The sequence below is a fragment of the Methanomassiliicoccales archaeon genome, assembly GCA_029907465.1.
GTDB lineage: Archaea > Thermoplasmatota > Thermoplasmata > Methanomassiliicoccales > JACIVX01 > JACIVX01.
Window position 1 is genome coordinate 1 of record JARYLV010000020.1, and the last position, 17,298, is coordinate 17,298.

Sequence of the window (17,298 nt, forward strand, 5' to 3'; positions counted from 1 at the left end):
ACATTGCTTGTAAAGTGGTATTTCTTCCTTGAATCGCTGAACCTCCCCATGGGTAGGTTGATAACGACCGATTCCAAACTCTCTTCTCACGACATCTCCAATAAGCACGCTCAATGCCTGTCCAGTACCCCCAGCTGACCTAATAGGCCCAGCAAAAGAGATAGCGAGATACTCGCTCCCGTCTGAGTTGTGGCCGATTTTTACTCCCGCAATACCTTCGAGAGGGGCTACAAGTATTCCTTCAGTGAGTACCGCCAGTCCTACACGAATCGCTCTATCGATCGCCTCCTCCCTTGACTTCGCAGGTCTGTTTGCAATTTCTCTCGCAGCAAGTAATGAGACTTCTTCTCTGTCATGGCGTGTACTTAGATCTCTAATCCTCTCAGCAATACCTTCGACATTCCAGGAAGACAGAAGCTTCTCAACCCTTGCCGCCAAATCCTCGGCTCTCGGTATCTCAACGAAGGTCTCAGGATCCAAGCCCCTTGCCCTTGCTCGCCTAGCAATCGAATAACATCGATCGACTTCGCTCGCCAGTGCGTCGAAATAACTTTTCATTTCCTCGCTGCAAACAACTTCATTCATAATCCTTTGGTACTCCTCGCCTAATGAGTAAATTTCTTCCTAAATAGCTATCGGCCCATACTGTCGCGCGCCTCACTTGTTCTATCGAGCATGTCTATGACTAAAGCCAAGAACTCCTCTATCCCCTCTCCCGTAAGCGCTGAAATTTTCATGCGAGGACTTTCGGTTTTGATAATGTCAGACTTATTCTCGACTTCGATGATTGGAATGTTAGCAAAATTCATCTTAATTGATTCAAGCAACGCAAGTTGATCCTTAATGCTGTATCCCGATGTCTCCGATGGATCGATCAAAAATATGATTATATCTGCCAGGTGTCTAAGAGCCAAGATCGCTTGGAGCTCTATTCTGTTTCGTTCTTCAAGCTTCCTATCGAGTAGACCTGGTGTATCAACAACCTGGTACTTTTTTCGCCTGGCAGTGAAATGACCGATCCCGATCCCTTGTGTCGTGAAAGGATAGGGAGCTATCTTAGGCCTAGCACTCGAGATCCTCTCTACGAGCTGGCTTTTCCCGACATTTGGAAAACCAGCGATCACGGCAGTTGGAAGAGCTGGATCGATCTCAGGGAGCTCCTTCAGCTTTTCCCTTGCAGTTGCAACAAATTTTAGATCCTGATCGATCTGGTTAACCAAAGAAGAGAGTCTACCGTAGAATTCCTTCCTCAATCGGGAGATCTCCTCTGAATTTTGTGCCTTCCTTACCTTCCCGAGGTATGTTTTTTCGAGCTCGAGCGCCTTCATTGAACACCAGTTGAGTGCTCCAAGCGACTTCTTCAATCTGTCTATCCCAATGATGACATCAACGAGTTCCATTTCAAACTCGTTTGTTTTTGAAAAGCTCGGAAAGGCCTTTACATATTTCGCGAGATTTGAGGAAATGATGTCTCCAGCAACAGAAATCTTAGATATTGCGGTTTTCCTCACTTTATCGACTCTATCAAGACCTTCTTTTTGTATCTTAGAAGCCTTCTTGAAGGCTTTATCGAGCAATTCTTTTGAATAAAGAATTGTCGGTATTTTTTTTCGCGGACTCGTCACGTCATGCTTAATCCTTTATGGAAGCTTTAATCTATCACTGCAATCGATTCATCACTGAGGCGATCACTTGAAATTTGAAATCGGATACAGGTTATGGTTAAAAAAGGATGGGCGGTTCTTACTAAGTGAAGGTCGTGCCAAGCTTCTCAGATTAATAAGAGAATATGGATCGCTTTCAAGAGCTGCTGATGAGATGAGGATGTCATATAGACATGCATGGGGGACTATCAAGAAAATTGAGGAGGCTCTGGGAGAAAAAATCATATATTCAGAGAGGGGAGGTCAGGAGGGCGGAACATCCAAACTTACGCCTGAGGGAGAACACTTACTTGAGCAATATGAACTCCAGAAGAACCTCTTTGACCAGCAATTAAAGATGCTGTATAAGAGACCTGCTTTAGCTACGGACGGCATCGTGATTATCGATGATAAAATCCTTCTGATAAGACGAGGGAAAGATCCTTTCAAAGATAAATACGCGCTCCCAGGCGGTATTGTTGAATATGGCGAGACTGTCGAAAGATGTGTTGTCAGAGAAATCAAAGAAGAAACGGGCATCGATACGAGAATTCTCCAATTGGTCGGCGTTTATTCAGATCCTGAAAGGGATCCCCGCGGTCATTTTGTGTCGGTTGTATTCCACCTCCTACATGTTGGAGGGGAGCTTAAAGCGGGAGACGACGCTGCTGCAGCCAAGCTCTTTCCAATCAATAGGCTCCCTGAGCTTGCCTTTGATCACCGCAAGATTATTGACGATTTTATGACAATGAAAGGAGTTTCAGTTCAGTGTGAACCGAAGTGATATCGCTTTTTTGAAAAGTATTTCTATATGCCTTGGCAATATTGTAACGGATTACATGGACGACGAACTAGACAAGGAGATCCTCCAATTGTTGAGGAAAAACGCGAAACTTACATATGAAGAAATAGGACAAATTCTGAACAGATCTCCTTCTACTGTCAGGGATAGAATCAAGAAAATGGAGGAAACAAGGACGATCCTCGGATATTCAGCTATAGTAGATTATGAACGTTTAGGTATTTTCTCTGATGCAATAGTTAGCGCTGATATTGAGCCTGATAATTTATCCTCAGCCATTTCCGCACTTTTTTCGATAGAAAATATCGCCGAAATACTCAATGTAACTGGCGAACGAAGAGTTATGATGAGGGTGAGAGCACGGAACAACCGTGAACTCTCAGATATTATAGAAAAAAAAGTAAGACCCATGGGTTTTAACAATGTCGAGACTATAATCGTGTTGAAACCAATTGTCCGTTATCCTGGGCTTTGATTCTAAAGTGGGATTGGTTGCCCACCAAGGGTTTACGTTTGCGCCAAAGCGGACCTGATCTCATCAATCCTACCCGTTTTTTCCAACTCATCAAGTATAATTTCTGCAGTCCAGATCGCAGCTTGTGCGACGAGTTCCGGACACCTATTCTCCCGATACGCGACTGCGTCAAAATCTGCGTATTCTTCAGGATTCCACAGGTCGAATTTTTTGCCGAGATACGTTTTCTGAATTTCCCCGCAAATGACGCTACCATATTTCTGCTCAAATCGAATGCAGAGCTCTTTAGCCAATCGATACGCAACCATTCTTTTTCTTTGGGGGTCTTTGAATTCACTCCGTTCTCTTCCAAAAAACATCCCGATTGCCATAACTCCGCCAGAGAGGGCTCCGCATGAACCTAGCGTCGTCAACCCTGCACCACCGGACAAGCCGCTTGCCGATTTGAACACTATGTCATCACGCACGCCAAAGACGTCTTGGAGGGCTGCAAGAACAGCTTGAGCGCATCCTCTGTTCTCTTTTTCGTATTCAAAGGCCAATTCACTAGCCCTTTGCAAAAGTCTTGCTCGCTCGAATGTCATAATGAACGAAATACGATTTCTAATATTCAATCGTCACGCAAAATCGGCAAAGTAGAACATCTACTGAATTGACCAATTTAAAATCCTAGATGAGATCACAAGCAGGATTTTGAAATGATGATAATTTAAAAATCTTTGACCATTATTTTACAATACTCATTGCTGATCGCTCTGCTTCTCATCGGCAAAACAAATTCAAATCACTTTTTTACTTTGACAGCTCTTAGACCATTGATGGGAAAAAGACTGAATTATCCAATTTTCTTGAGACAATCCAATTCTTCCGTTCTAGAGTCTGTCCACGTAATACGAGCTGATGAACTTTTATTGCCGATTCTATTTGTTGCGAATTGAATAACCTCGAATCATACTGGCAAATGATCCTAATATTCTTGGGAACACCATACAAATCGATTGATTGCTCATATTGTAGAAAAGATGGGAACAGTGATGCGTGACGTGAAACCCAAGAAATATCACCTGCGATGATTGCACTTCTATAGCCCTCTTTATCGATCCTATTGGCTAGTTCCCACCAAAATTTCAAAATCGATTCCATCAGGAATTTGCCAGTTGGGCAGTATGTCTTGTATGATGGCACGATAGATAATTTGCCTTCATTCAATGCACTTCTAATTAATTTGCTAATTTCTCTTTTCTTGGAGGGTACTTGTTCTTCTACTTTCTTATCTGATAGATACACAATCTTTTCATCATGACTCGCAGCAGTGATCAGGTCGACGAGGGACTGCAGCAATTCCATGTCATTTCGATAGATGTGAATTACGTGATCCCCCACATGAAACCGGTTCGTCCATTTTTGCATAAGTAAGTCGCTCCTCGCACGACTGAGCTTTAAAGTCTGAAATAGAGCAAATAGTATTTGTCATTATTGAAAGAACTAATTTTTGAACCTCGTATTAACCCTCCATAAATAGATAGGTGATCCTAACTTAATATTAAAACAAAATCGATAACCGGCGATCAATCCAGACGAATTTGCTCGCCTTCCCATCGATAGGATTTAGAATTGAAAGAACCTAGACTTCATTGAAATTAAGAAATGAATGTTCTAGAACCAAAAAATAACCAAAGGAAAAATTGAAAAATCAAATATCGGTTCTTTTCGACCCTTTGTATTTTTCAATACATTTTTTCGTTTGATGAAAAATCGAAATTGCCTACTCCGATTCAATGTCGACAAGTGGTGCAATTCTCCTTATCGACGCCTCAACAAAGCTGGAATCCTCAATAATGAGCTTGATCGCCCCATTGGGACAAAATTCTACGCAACGCGCACAGCCCTTACACAGATCTTGTCGAATTCTTGCAGAATCGTTTTCAATATGAATTGCATCGACAAAACATACATTTTTTTTAATACACGCGCCACAGCCCCTGCACAAATTCTTGTCTATTTCGATACGCAGACCAGGCATTTTTGTGACAGTGTCGCTTATTCTCCTTGAAAGCTGAGGTATCATTTTCCAGAGACAGCAACATGGACAACAACTGCAAATCGATAGTAGCTCCTCCTTTGGCGTGTTAGAGAATACAACACTATCAATCTTATTTCGTCCGATCAGGTGTACCAATCCGGCTTTCCTACATTCTTCCAGATGGGCGAGAGCCTCCTCCATTGTTACCAATCTTCCCAAATTCCTATCGATTTTCAATGCGCCTCTTCCAAGAAAAATGCATCCCAGATCTTGCGGATATTCTTTGCACTGGTTTGCTTCCCTACAAACACAACGATTCATGATGAAATGGTACCGCGATTTCCTGATAAAATACTCAATGATCTGAGAAGGAAGCACTATAGATTCAGGCTCAAAAGTTACATTGATCCTGATCACTTCGCGTTTCTTCCGATTTTTATCAATTACACTGTCCTTTGGAAGAATGATGATATCGTCGTCCTCAAAGAAGGCGAATTCGATCGCATGGCCGATAACTGGAAGATTAGTAAGTTTTGCAAGGAAGAATCTGTTTTTAAAGGTCCTTTTTATCAATTTCATCGAAAGAATCGTCCTTAAGCCCATAGCCTTTCAAGGAAATAGCTTAAGGAACTTGAAACTTTGGAAGGCATGATCCAGACAATGACTCAAATAAAACGAAATGAGATCAAAAGGGTGCATGATATAATGGACCGAGTGGGATTTGAACCCACGACCTCCTGCTTGCAAAGCAGACGATCTTCCAGACTGATCTATCGGCCCGTTGAGTTGGCGTAGTATCGCAAGGTCTTTTATAAATTTCGCCCTCCCTCGGAATACTAACGGAAAGTACGACCCCAGTGAGGCCGCTTATTTGCATACAGCACCCTTAGACGCATTGGAAACAAGACGCTGATATTTCTGAAGAATCCCCTTTGTCGCTCGCATTACTGGTACGACTTTTTGAAGCCTGCTCTGGATCTCGTCATCAGGAACCAACAGTTCTAGTCTTCGTTTTGGAATATCGATAAGAATCTCATCACCATCCTGGACTGCAGCGATAGGCCCTCCCTCGTGCGCCTCCGGACTTACATGGCCAATGCACGGTCCTCTCGTCGCCCCAGAGAATCTACCATCGGTGATCAGCGCGACACTATCTGACAAGCCCATGCCAGCTATCAAGCTTGTTGGCGACAACATCTCAGGCATCCCCGGACCTCCCTTGGGTCCAACATACCTAATAACGACTACGTCTCCTCTGCTGATCTTCCTTTGCCTAATCGCTTCAATCGCTTCCTGCTCCGAATTGAAGACTTTTGCCTTGCCTTTGAATTTCAACATATTGCTACTAACAGCCGCCTGTTTCACAACAGAGCCCTCGGGTGCAAGACTGCCGTATAGAACAGCAATTCCACCTTCCCTATGAAACGGCCTTGAAAGAGGTCTTATGATCTCACTATCCAGAACAACAGCCTCGTCAGCTATCTGATATATAGTCTTCCCGGAAACGGTCATGACGTCAGCGAGTTTCTTTTTTAGCCTTTTCAAAACGGCGGGGACGCCTCCGGCTCTTTCAAAATCGCTCATGAAATAGGGCCCGCTCGGTCGCAAACTCGTAATATGGGGGATTTGTTTTGAGATTTTATCGAAGAAATCAAGTTTGATATCATAACCGAATTCTGCGGCGATTGCTGGGATGTGTAGGGCTGTGTTCGTCGATCCACCGATCGCCATGTCGACCTTTATCGCATTAAGAAATGTATCCTGGGTCACAAATTTGCTCGGCCTCATATTCTTGCGAACCATTTCGACAATACGTCGACCCGTTTCCCTTGCGATTTCTTTCTTCTTTCGGCTGATTGCAAGAGAACTCCCACAGCCTACGAGACTCAGCCCCATCGCTTCAGTGAGGCAGGCCATCGTGTTAGCCGTAAACAAACCAGCGCAGGCACCTTCCCCAGGGCATGCGTACTTCTCGACTATTGCAACTTTGTTCTCATCAGCCCTGCCCGCCGCGTATTCTCCCAAAACCTCGAAGACGCTTTGAGTATCATATTTTTGATCACCGACACAACCTTCAAGCATCGGCCCACCAGTCAAAATAATCGCTGGGATATCGAGCCTACCCACTGCCATTAGCATTCCTGGCGTGATCTTATCGCAATTCGTCACACCGACCCAACCGTCGAAACAATGTGCCTGTATCATGAGCTCAACACAATCGGAGATCGTTTCTCGAGAAGGTAACGCGTAACGCATTCCATCGTGTCCCATAGCGATTCCATCGCAAATACCAGGAACTCCAAACGTAAAAGGTACACCTCCAGCTTCCAAAACACCCTTCTTAACTTCTTCAACTAATTTATTCAGATGTATGTGCCCAGGAATGATTTCGTTCCATGAATTCGCAATCGCAATGAAAGGTTTTGATAAATCCACATCTGTTACGCCTGAAGCTCGGAAGAGTGCTCTGCTCGGCGCTTTTTCCAATCCAGCTTTAACTGTATCGCTCCTCATTTTTATCACTTGATATGGGTAAATCGCAGTAGGAATAAAATAATGTATCTGGTCGCGGGTATCGCATTCATTATATTCTTATCATTCGTGATTATGATGAGTCGAGTTAATAGTTCGACGATTGAAAAGCTCAAGAAGGTTTGTCGAACATAGACTCGAAATTCGTCGACGGCCGCATCGTCTCACAAACAAGATCAATGCGCTAACACCAAGGTAATAAGTTCAAATGATTGGGATCAATGTTTTCAAACGAATAAAGGATGAATTGTTGGTAATGAGTAAATTATTTGGCGTTATGATCGGCAAGTGGCGCAATAGCCACGCGTCTCCTTGCGAGGTACGATGGAAGAAAGAGACGTGATAGGATTATCAAGTCGTTGTCATTGCAGTACCACTCCGCATTTCAAATATCAATTCTTTCAAGCACCGCAATGGCAAAAACTTGCATTTGAATTAAACCTAAAGTAGTTTGAAAAGTAAAAAATGGAGAATAGAGACACCAATTCAAACGAATGAAAAAGCTTCTTCAATATCAAGAGCGCAGAACGATCTCGATGTTGACCCCATCTGGGACCTGGATTCTCATCAGTTGCCTGAGCGCACGTTCATCCGCATCAAGATCTATAAGACGCTTATGAATCCGCATCTCCCAACGGTCCCATGTTTCAGATCCTTCCCCATCCGGGCTTTTCCGACAAGGGACAATAAGTCGCTTTGTCGGAAGCGGTATTGGCCCTCGAATCGCAACACCCGTTCGTTGGGAAATTGCCTTGATCTGATTGCAAACACTGTCGACTTTTTTAGGGTCTGTTCCGCTGAGAGAGATCCTTGCTCGCTGTGCCATAAAAAATCACTCCAAAAAATGTGGAGAAGGGGTTTTACATTTCCTTCTTCTCAACATCGATGCAAACACCAGCGGCAACCGTCTGTCCCATGTCCCTGATCGCGAATCGACCGAGCGGTGGGAAGTCCTTCGCTCTCTCGATAACCATCGGCTTTGTCGGCTCAATCTTGACAATAGCTGCATCACCAGTCTTGAGGAACTGCGGATTCTCTTCTTTCACAGCGCCAGTCCGTGGGTCAAGTTTTTTGAGCAGCTCCACAAACCTGCATGCGACCTGAGCTGTGTGACAGTGGAAGACCGGTGTGTAACCCACTGTGATAACAGATGGATGGTTGAGGACCATGATCTGCGCAGTAAAGCTCTTCGCAACAGTTGGTGGATTATCAACCGGACCTGCTACATCTCCCCGTTTGATGTCAGTTTTTGCGATACCCCTCACGTTGAAGCCAATGTTGTCTCCTGGCACAGCCTGTGAGAGAGGTTCATGATGCATCTCGATACTCTTGACTTCGCCGACTTTGTTAGAGGGCATAAAAATAACCTTCATGTCAGGCTTAAGTATCCCAGTTTCAACCCTTCCAACCGGAACCGTTCCGATACCCGTAATCGAATAAACATCTTGAATTGGAATTCTGAGGGGTAAGTTGATTGCCTTTGGCGGTTCCTCGAGAGCGTTAAGAGCCTCCACGAGTGTCGGGCCCTTGTACCAACTGAGATTCGGCGATGGCTTCACGACATTGTCGCCTTGGTATGCGCTAATAGGTACGAACTGGATCTTCTCAATCTTATATCCCACCAGTTTCAAGAGGTTTGTTACCTGATCCTTGACTTCATTGAAACGCTTCTGATCGTAAGGCGGCTTCGTTGCATCCATTTTATTGACGGCGACGACAACCTGGTTCACACCCAGTGTTCTTGCGAGGAAAATATGTTCCTTGGTTTGTTCCTGGGGGCCTTCCGCAGCGGAGACCACGACAACAGCAGCATCGGCCTGGCTCGTTCCAGTAATCATATTCTTTACAAAGTCCCTGTGACCGGGTGCGTCAATGACCGTAAAGTAGTATTTGTCCGTGTTGAATTTCTTATGTGATACGTCAATGGTCAGACCACGCTCCCGCTCTTCTTTCAGGCTATCCATAACCCAGGCGAATTCGAAAGTAGCCTTACCTTTCTCCTCAGCCATCTTACGATACTTCTCGATCAGATACGGTTCGATATGGCCAGTGTCGAGTAACAACCTTCCGACAGTTGTCGATTTGCCATGATCGACATGACCAATGAACACCAAGTTCATGTGAGGTTTCTCAGCCATTTTCTTGCCTCCATTTTCATTGTTAAGGATTTTGACCTTTAATAATTGTTCTGAGTCTCCATACTGTTCTTGATATTTAACGCTTTTTCCAATCATCCAGCGTAGTATGATGCATCATACGGTTCTGGCTTCAGACCCTTTCTCGTTCTTATCTCTGCAACGATCTTCGGTTGCAACTCTGGTGGTACACGAACAAATCCTGCGTTCTCAGTTGACCATAGTGCCCTTCCCTGCGTGGCGCTCCTGATCGCACTTGCAAAGCCGAACATTTCCGCGACAGGAGCTCTTGCTACTACGACCGTATTCTCCTGTTCCTGCTTTATGTCCTCAATGATGCCTCTTCTAGATTGCAGTTCCCGTACAGCGTCTCCCATGTACTCCTGGGGGACGTTAATAAAAACCTTCTGAATCGGCTCGAGAAGGATCCTTTCCCCAAGACACATTGCCCCATATATCGCTGATCTTGTTGCCGGGATTACCTGTGCTGGTCCTCGATGAATGCTGTCTTCATGCAACTTTGCATCAACGAGCCTTACCTTTAAACCCATGACTTTTTCCTGGGCAAGAGGGCCTAGATTCATTGCTTCTTCAAACGCCTGTTTGCACAACTCGATCGTCTCGTGCAGATACTGAATTCCTTTGGTCACATCCAGGAAAATATTAGTGTCCTTGAATGCGACCACACCCTTCGCTTCTTCTCGATCCATACCTAAATCCTGAAGCTTCTTGGCAAGCGCTTTTGCGTCCTTGATCCTTCCCTCGGTCTGAATCTCACCACTTCGAATCGCTTCAAAAACAGCCTCTTCTAGTGGTTCGACTTCGATGTAAAATCTGTTGTGCTTGTTTGGAGACTTACCTTCAAATGGGCCCCCCTTACCCTTGACACACTCCCGATAAACAACTATCGGTTGGGATGCTTTGATGTCCACCTTGTATTCGTTTATAATTCGATACTGGGTAACTTCCAGATGAAGTTCTCCCATCCCAGAAAGCAGATGCTCCCCAGTCTCCTGATTGATCTCTACTTGAATTGAAGGATCTGCTTTCGCAACCATTCGTAAAACCTCGACGAGTTTCGGCAGATCTTTCATGTGCTTCGCTTCGACCGCAACGGTAACAACGGGTTCTGTGTAGTGGACAATCTTTTCAAACGGCTCCATGTCCTTTAGTGATGAGACCGTCGATCCAGCGATAGCGTCTTTCAAACCAGTTACTGCGACAATGTTACCCGCAGCCATCGCGTCAACGGGAATCCTGTCAGCACCGACTGAAAGCGCTACGGTCTGAACTCTATTGACGTCGGGCATGCCAATAACATAGAGCTCATCACCTTTCTTTATAGTGCCGCTGAACAACCGGCCAACTGCCACTTCACCTGCGTGAGGATCCATGATAATCTTCGTCACCATGAATGCCGTTGGTCCATTGGGATCACAGTTCATCATCGCCTTTCCGATCTCTGAATCGAGATCCCCTTTCCAGATAATTGGTATCCTGATTTTCTGGGCATCAAGGGGATTTGGAATGTGATGGATAACTGCATCAAGAAGCACCTCGTGAAGGGGTGATCTTTTTGCAAGCGTCTTTTGATCGTTGTTCTTGCAATACTCATAAATGTCATTGAATGAAATCTTGCTTTTCTTCATATATGGGACGGAAATTGCCCATTTATTGAACGCAGATCCAAACGCAACGCTTCCATCCTCTACTTTCACCTGCCATGTCTTGTTAAACGGCTCAGGGAGGAACTTCGAAATCCTCCTGTTCACTTCGGTGATTATTGCAATGAAACGTTGCTGCATCTGCTGTGGCGTGACCTTCAGTTCATTGATCAGCCTGTCAACTTTATTGATGAAGAGAATCGGCCTGACCCTTTCTTTTAGGGCCTGCCTGATGACAGTCTCAGTCTGAGGCATCACGCCCTCAACGGCGCAAACAAGAATGATCACACCATCGAGCGCTCTCATAGCTCTCGTCACATCGCCTCCGAAGTCGACGTGACCTGGTGTGTCGATCAGATTGATGAGATATTCCTCTCCATTATAAGTGTGGACCATTGAGGCATTTGCAGCGTTGATCGTAATTCCACGAGCCTGTTCCTGTTCATCATAGTCGAGCAACAACTGTTTCCCCGCCAGCTCTTCAGACATCATTCCTGCGCCAGCGATCAGGTTGTCGCTCAATGTCGTCTTACCGTGATCGATGTGAGCTGCCGTTCCAATGTTGCGAATATGCTTGGGATCAAGCATCAACTTCTGAGCTTTCTTGATATTGTCTTCTTTACGACCCATATTGAACCACCATAAAAATCAGTTACATGAAATTCTGAATCATCGTGCTGATGCCGCCACGCGTTCGATTTCTTCTTTCTTAGAAACGGAATAGCTATTCATATCGCCTTTTGATGCAAGAATGAGTTCATCAGCAAGACAGTCTTCGATCGATTTCTTGCTCTTGAAACTTGCCGTGATGGCACCGACTGCAATGTTTCTCAACGCGATATCAAGCCGCCTTGACGGTGAAATGTCAACGGCCTTTGGCACCGATATTCCTCCAAATTGCAATCGCGTAATTTCTTCCCTAGGTGCCGCATTTTCGATCGCTTCGATGAGGACTTGAATTGGATTCTTCTTTGTCTTCTCTGAAATGATCGCAAATGCCTTCTTGACGGTCGTGTATGCCTTTGTCTTTTTCCCAGTGAAATCTTCAGTCCTCATCATGTTGTTAATAAGTCGTTCGACAATGTTGACCCTCGCTTTCCCAAACCACTTGTTGGCATGCTTTCCGCCGGAGTGCGGAACAAGAATAGGTGTAAGATCAATATATTTCGCGAGGCCGCTGTCTTTAATAACGACCCCGCTTGTATCATAAAGTCCGAAAAGGAGCAACTGTCGCATTGGTGACTGCGAATTAAGTTGTCCAGCTTGCAACTTACTTTGCAAATCTTCTGGCAATCGATCACCTCACTGGTTTCTCCTTTCTTCCGCGGACAAGTTCTCTCAGGGAAACGTTGTTGACTTTGATAACCTTATATCGGACACCTGGGATATCTCCATAGGATCGGCCTAGACGTCCTCCGATTCCCTCGACGAGAACTTCATCATGCTCATCAATGAAGTTAATGGCTCCATCACCGACCGCAAAGGCGGTTATCTGGCGGCCATTCTTAATCAATTGGACTTTAACGCATTTCCTGATAGCAGAGTTCGGCTGCTTAGCTTCGATACCAACCTTCTCGAGAACAATTCCTCTTGCTTGTGGTGCGCCTTCGAGTGGATCTGACTTTTCTTTGAGGCGAAGCATCCTTCTCTTATAAGTGCTATCGCTCCACCGAAACTTCTTTCGATCCTCTTTCAGCTTTCTAGCAGTGTATAGGCCTCTTGCCAACCTTTCACCTCTCTTTCAGAAGCGGCGACCCTATTACGGTCGTCGTATTTAAGCGTTAGGTGACTCACAGAATCTTCAGCCGTTGACAAACTTCACATCAGATATTAAAGCTTATTGTTCTATCCTGTCGTGTGATTCCCAGGGCATGTGCTAGGCGGTTGCAAAAAAGAGTGACGGAACTCAGTACAGAATACCTCAGGCGAATCGATTATCAGCATTATTGAATTTTTTTCACATAGTTACGATCCAATTGTTCGCAATCGAGCTTAATGAATGCCAGCTAATAAACCCGAGTTCGTTAAGATAAAAAGAGGTTTGATCATTGAAAATCAATTAATAGGTAAAATGGTATAGTACCGTTCAGGGATGGGATGGCTGAGACTTCGGATGGCCACTATGAGTATGAAATCGAACGTGTTCAATCTCAAATCGAATTTACACTCGGTGTGATCATTCCATCGATTTTTGCCTTAATGCTCTATTCATTTGTTCTTTTCCCGGTTTTTTTCCAGTGGCTTTTTGCTGCCTCGCTCATTATTTCACTGCTCTTGATTTTTCCAGCGAAAAAACTGCATAGTCTTCACTACAAGTGCTGGTCTCGTAATACTATCCCACTCAAGCTCATCACTGGGATGATTGGTATGATTTACATTTCAGTCATTTCTATTTTCTCGGTTTCTATGCTTTCCATTTACCAGGGACTCACGCCAAACGAACCTACAACAGTAATCATTCTTTTGGCCATGCTTACATTGCTGATCGCCCTTATTGCTTATCAATCAAAGAATAGAGATCGATTTCTTTCGATGGAGAAGCGGTTTTTCAGAATTTATCCGACCGAGATTGAAAGGATTATCTTAGAATACCTCGATAAATCGGGCGAGTCATTTACACGTTATCCAGAGAGAAGAGGGTTGAACGTGAATATTCCAGATCAAAGACTAACCATTCGCGTTTATCCACTTTGGAACAACACTTCCGAAGTAATAATCGAGAATATCGATGCGGGTAATATCGACACCGTCACGGCTTTTAAAATGCTGCTAAGGACATCGACCTAGGCACGACCTTTTGATTCACCACGAACGATAGCGCTTGCAATCATGTGTGCAATCCGTATGGGCTCTGGAAGATTACCCCGAACTGTACATAATCGGATGATTCGCGAAGCGATATCAAAGTCCATCCCACAAACGGCAATGTAAATAGGCTTTTGCGATGTCGATATGGGTTTTGGGATAAAACGCGTAATTATCTCAAATCGCTTTTCCCAGTCGGAGAAGTGCTTTGACAGTGCTTTCTTCATCTTTTCGAAGTCCGGTGCTTCCCGGGTAATCGTCGCGCAAGGGATGCCCGTTGTGTCGTAAATTCGCGATATGTCGATCACATTAAAGCCCCCTAGGGCAATCCCGTCAACAAGAATTAGCTTAATCTGCTCTTTGAACCGCGAAACCATGATCATTTTCTCAATCGCCTCATTTGCATCGGTTCCGTCGATATGGCATTCGCTACGAATGACTCCCTCGAGATATGACGGGGCTCGCACAATCACACCGACGACGATGACACGCCCACTATCGAATTTGAAAGGCGAATCATCAATTCCCATCACTCGCACTTGATCTTTCATCTACATCAACCCTAAATGACCTGTCACTCTATCGATAATTTCCTCAGGTGCAGGGCCGATACCTAAGCATGTCGTGGTTCCTGGTGGAAGCTCCGTGAGGCCAGCATCAACAATCAAGGAAGTAATCAGACCAATAGTTTCTGCGTTCATTTTGATTTCAAATAGTTCATTTAGATTCTCAACCTTGACGACGACTTTCTTTTGACCTTCCTTGTACCATTCATCGAACCATTCAGACTTCTTTTTCATCGATAATATTGCGCAATTAACAGCTGCATGCGCAACCTGTGCTGCCATCTTGCCAGGAGTTAGCTTGAGATCCTTTCTCACAGCAATAACCATCTTATATTCCATGTGCATCATCTGGGAACTCAATATCACTCTCTGAAAGACTTAAAAACTTCGGTGCGCTTTCTGACGGTGGATGTTTGAAATCATTGAGAGAGATGGTCTAGCCCGGATATGTGCTTTCCATACCAGACGCGGCATAATTGAAACGCCATGTTTATTGCCCGTCGTTAATCCCAATATTAACACAATATCACCGAAAGAGCTCTATGAAGAATTTGGGATTCGAGCTATTATCACAAATTCCTACATAATCATGAGGAAAAGAGAGTTGAAAGAAAGTGCGATGTACAGGGGCGTGCATGAACTTTTGGACTTTCCTGGCATCGTCATGACCGATTCGGGCACATTCCAGTCACATGTTTACTCGAGAATAGATGCGACAAACAAAGAGATCGTCGAGTTTCAGCGGGATATTGGATCTGACATTGGAATGCCATTGGACATTTTCACGGAACCTGACTGGGAGAGAGAGAAAACGGCCCACGCTATTACTCAAACAGTCAAACGCACGAAAGAAGCTTCAGAGATCAAAGGTGAAATGTTACTTGGCGGAGTTATTCAAGGTTCTATATTTTCAGATCTCAGAGAACAATGCGCACGAGAGATGTCAGCACTACCCGTAGACATCCATCCAATTGGCGGGGTCGTACCGCTTATGGAGAATTATCGATTCGCCGACTTGGTCGATGTAATCGTGGCTTCAAAAAAGGGGCTTGTACCAAATCGGCCTGTGCACTTGTTTGGAGCGGGTCATCCGATGGTTTTCGCACTTGCCGTTCTATTAGGATGTGACACTTTCGATTCTGCATCTTATGCGAAATTTGCACGAGATGGCCGATTCATGTTTTCGACTGGAACTTATCGACTCGAAGATATGAAAAAAATAGTCTGCGATTGTCCGGCATGCAGAGGACACGATATTGAATCGATCAAAGAACTAGATAATGAAGCACGCACGAATCTGATTGCCAGACATAATTTATATGAATCAATTGCAGAAATTGAGCGCATCAAGAAAGCGATTCTTGAAGGAACTCTATGGGAGTTTGTGGAGATGCGTTGTCGTTCTCATCCAGCTCTTCTTGATGGGCTAAGGAGATTGGCATATCACAAAGAATTCCTTGAAAAATATGAGCCATTGAGCAGAGAAGGTGCATTTTTCTATACAGGTCCCGAGAGCCTCGATCGCCCCTCCGTATTTCGATACGAGAGGCGGTTTTTTGAAAGATACACTCAACCACCCACACAGATTCTCGTGGGATTCGAGGACTCAGACAAGCCTTATACAGCAAAATATGCGAAGGAAATTGAGGAGATATCTGCCATTTGTGATGCTCATTTTATCGTTATGTCTCCGTTAGGTCCCGTACCGATTGAACTCGACGAAATATATCCAGTCGCTCAATCAGTTTTCCCGAAAATTCATGATGAGGTACTGATTAAAAGAACCAGACAGCTCATGGAAAGAATGTCTCATGTTCAGAAATATGGTATGTGCGTCATTTATGACGGGGAAGAAACGAAGGCGCTCCTTGCATCAATCGCGAAAGGAAAATCCTCGTTCAATATTGATATTGCAAGAGTTAGAGCGGTAGCGGATTGTCAGTTTGGGAAAGGCGCCGCCGACGCACTCTTCGACGGCGAAATAACCCTCATCAAGTCAAAAAATACTGGGAGAATCAGAAATGTTATAGTCGACGGAAAACATGTTCTTTCAATGAGGGCTTCTGACGGATTCTTTTCATTGAGAATAGCTGGGGCAACAAAGCTTCATGCTATGTTCCCGACGCCACGCCTGAGGGTCGTCGTAAAGCAAGAATCGGCTGAATTTAATCGGAAAGGACGAAACGTTTTCTGCAAATTTGTCGTTGATTGCGATGAAGACATTAGACCGAAAGATGAAGTTCTTGTCGTCGATGAAAATGATCAGCTTGTTGCATGTGGACGATCGCTTTTGACAAAGAACGAGATGCTTTCATTCAAGAGGGGATTAGCCGTTCTCGTTAGGGAAGGCGTTATGTGATGATATTGCCCCGCCAATCTCCATCGCATCTTCAGCGGCTTTGATGCAGACTAGGAGATCCTCAACTGTGTGAAGCAAGCTTGGAATGGAAGCCGCTGTCGCTTTTATCACTAATATATTCTCCTCGACACTTGCAGTTGCATAGTTCTCGTTTTCAAGTTCGATTGCTCTCCTGATCGTTTCCGCATGCGTTTTATTTGAATAACTTATTTCAATTGTACATTCGATAGACACGCGAAAGAAATCTACAATCGTCGTAATAAAATGCGAGGTATCGAAATACAAGTTCACTCA

18 protein-coding genes and 1 tRNA gene are annotated in these 17,298 nt (G+C 44.5%); 4 read left to right on the plus strand and 15 right to left on the minus strand.

Going from position 1 to position 17,298, the window contains the following annotated elements; genetic code table 11:
* Positions 1-585: DNA polymerase II large subunit (locus QHH00_07115; protein ID MDH7509152.1), on the minus strand; the 585-nt coding region annotated here is incomplete at its 3' end.
* A gap of 47 nt (positions 586-632) precedes the next feature.
* Complete coding sequence (locus tag QHH00_07120) at positions 633-1,625, minus strand: 50S ribosome-binding GTPase (protein ID MDH7509153.1); 993 nt, start codon at positions 1,623-1,625, stop codon at positions 633-635.
* A 67-nt stretch (positions 1,626-1,692) separates the two neighbouring features.
* Between QHH00_07120 and QHH00_07125 the strand changes: the two genes are divergently transcribed.
* Together QHH00_07125 and QHH00_07130 are read left to right on the plus strand one after the other, a co-directional pair.
* Complete coding sequence (locus QHH00_07125) at positions 1,693-2,427, plus strand: NUDIX domain-containing protein (protein ID MDH7509154.1); 735 nt, start codon at positions 1,693-1,695, stop codon at positions 2,425-2,427.
* A 55-nt stretch (positions 2,428-2,482) separates the two neighbouring features.
* Positions 2,483-2,920: an Lrp/AsnC family transcriptional regulator gene (locus QHH00_07130; GenBank protein ID MDH7509155.1), complete on the plus strand. Its 438-nt coding sequence runs from the start codon at positions 2,483-2,485 to the stop codon at positions 2,918-2,920.
* Positions 2,921-2,952: 32 nt separating this feature from the next.
* On the opposite strand, the gene QHH00_07135 is transcribed toward QHH00_07130, so the two are convergent.
* From QHH00_07135 to QHH00_07180, 10 genes are all read right to left on the minus strand, one after another.
* Complete coding sequence (locus tag QHH00_07135) at positions 2,953-3,504, minus strand: C-GCAxxG-C-C family protein (GenBank protein MDH7509156.1); 552 nt, start codon at positions 3,502-3,504, stop codon at positions 2,953-2,955.
* A gap of 223 nt (positions 3,505-3,727) precedes the next feature.
* Positions 3,728-4,330: an MEDS domain-containing protein gene (locus QHH00_07140; GenBank protein ID MDH7509157.1), complete on the minus strand. Its 603-nt coding sequence runs from the start codon at positions 4,328-4,330 to the stop codon at positions 3,728-3,730.
* Between the two features lie 355 nt (positions 4,331-4,685).
* Positions 4,686-5,546: a 4Fe-4S binding protein gene (locus tag QHH00_07145; protein MDH7509158.1), complete on the minus strand. Its 861-nt coding sequence runs from the start codon at positions 5,544-5,546 to the stop codon at positions 4,686-4,688.
* A gap of 103 nt (positions 5,547-5,649) precedes the next feature.
* Positions 5,650-5,723: transfer RNA gene (locus QHH00_07150), tRNA-Ala, on the minus strand.
* 87 nt (positions 5,724-5,810) lie between these two features.
* Positions 5,811-7,457 carry a dihydroxy-acid dehydratase gene (ilvD, locus tag QHH00_07155; protein MDH7509159.1) on the minus strand — a complete coding sequence of 549 codons (1,647 nt, stop codon included), beginning with the start codon at positions 7,455-7,457 and terminating at the stop codon, positions 5,811-5,813.
* A gap of 532 nt (positions 7,458-7,989) precedes the next feature.
* Positions 7,990-8,301 carry a 30S ribosomal protein S10 gene (rpsJ, locus tag QHH00_07160; protein MDH7509160.1) on the minus strand — a complete coding sequence of 104 codons (312 nt, stop codon included), beginning with the start codon at positions 8,299-8,301 and terminating at the stop codon, positions 7,990-7,992.
* Between the two features lie 34 nt (positions 8,302-8,335).
* Positions 8,336-9,613 carry a translation elongation factor EF-1 subunit alpha gene (tuf, locus tag QHH00_07165; GenBank protein ID MDH7509161.1) on the minus strand — a complete coding sequence of 426 codons (1,278 nt, stop codon included), beginning with the start codon at positions 9,611-9,613 and terminating at the stop codon, positions 8,336-8,338.
* Between the two features lie 92 nt (positions 9,614-9,705).
* Positions 9,706-11,904, minus strand: a complete 2,199-nt coding sequence (locus QHH00_07170) for an elongation factor EF-2 (protein ID MDH7509162.1) — start codon at positions 11,902-11,904, stop codon at positions 9,706-9,708.
* Between the two features lie 39 nt (positions 11,905-11,943).
* A complete protein-coding gene (locus QHH00_07175) occupies positions 11,944-12,567 on the minus strand; it encodes a 30S ribosomal protein S7 (GenBank protein MDH7509163.1) in 624 nt (207 codons plus the stop codon).
* Positions 12,568-12,571: 4 nt separating this feature from the next.
* Positions 12,572-13,000 (minus strand): 30S ribosomal protein S12, encoded by a 429-nt coding sequence (locus QHH00_07180; protein ID MDH7509164.1) that lies wholly within the window; start codon positions 12,998-13,000, stop codon positions 12,572-12,574.
* A gap of 371 nt (positions 13,001-13,371) precedes the next feature.
* Here QHH00_07180 and QHH00_07185 point away from each other — a divergent pair, with 371 nt between their 5' ends.
* On the plus strand, positions 13,372-14,061 hold the full coding sequence (locus QHH00_07185) for a hypothetical protein (GenBank protein MDH7509165.1): 690 nt from the start codon (positions 13,372-13,374) through the stop codon (positions 14,059-14,061).
* Here the strand turns inward: QHH00_07185 and QHH00_07190 are convergent.
* Positions 14,058-14,630, minus strand: coding sequence for a DUF99 family protein (locus QHH00_07190; protein ID MDH7509166.1), 573 nt, complete (start codon positions 14,628-14,630; stop codon positions 14,058-14,060). The genes QHH00_07185 and QHH00_07190 overlap by 4 nt on opposite strands.
* Positions 14,631-14,993, minus strand: coding sequence for a peptidyl-tRNA hydrolase Pth2 (gene pth2 / locus QHH00_07195; protein MDH7509167.1), 363 nt, complete (start codon positions 14,991-14,993; stop codon positions 14,631-14,633).
* Between the two features lie 61 nt (positions 14,994-15,054).
* On the opposite strand from pth2, the gene tgtA reads away from it, so the two are divergent.
* Positions 15,055-17,004: a tRNA guanosine(15) transglycosylase TgtA gene (gene tgtA / locus QHH00_07200; protein ID MDH7509168.1), complete on the plus strand. Its 1,950-nt coding sequence runs from the start codon at positions 15,055-15,057 to the stop codon at positions 17,002-17,004.
* Here tgtA and QHH00_07205 read toward each other — a convergent pair.
* Positions 16,972-17,295, minus strand: coding sequence for a KEOPS complex subunit Pcc1 (locus QHH00_07205; GenBank protein ID MDH7509169.1), 324 nt, complete (start codon positions 17,293-17,295; stop codon positions 16,972-16,974). The two genes, tgtA and QHH00_07205, sit on opposite strands and share 33 nt — an antisense overlap.
* Positions 17,296-17,298 lie beyond the last annotated feature (3 nt).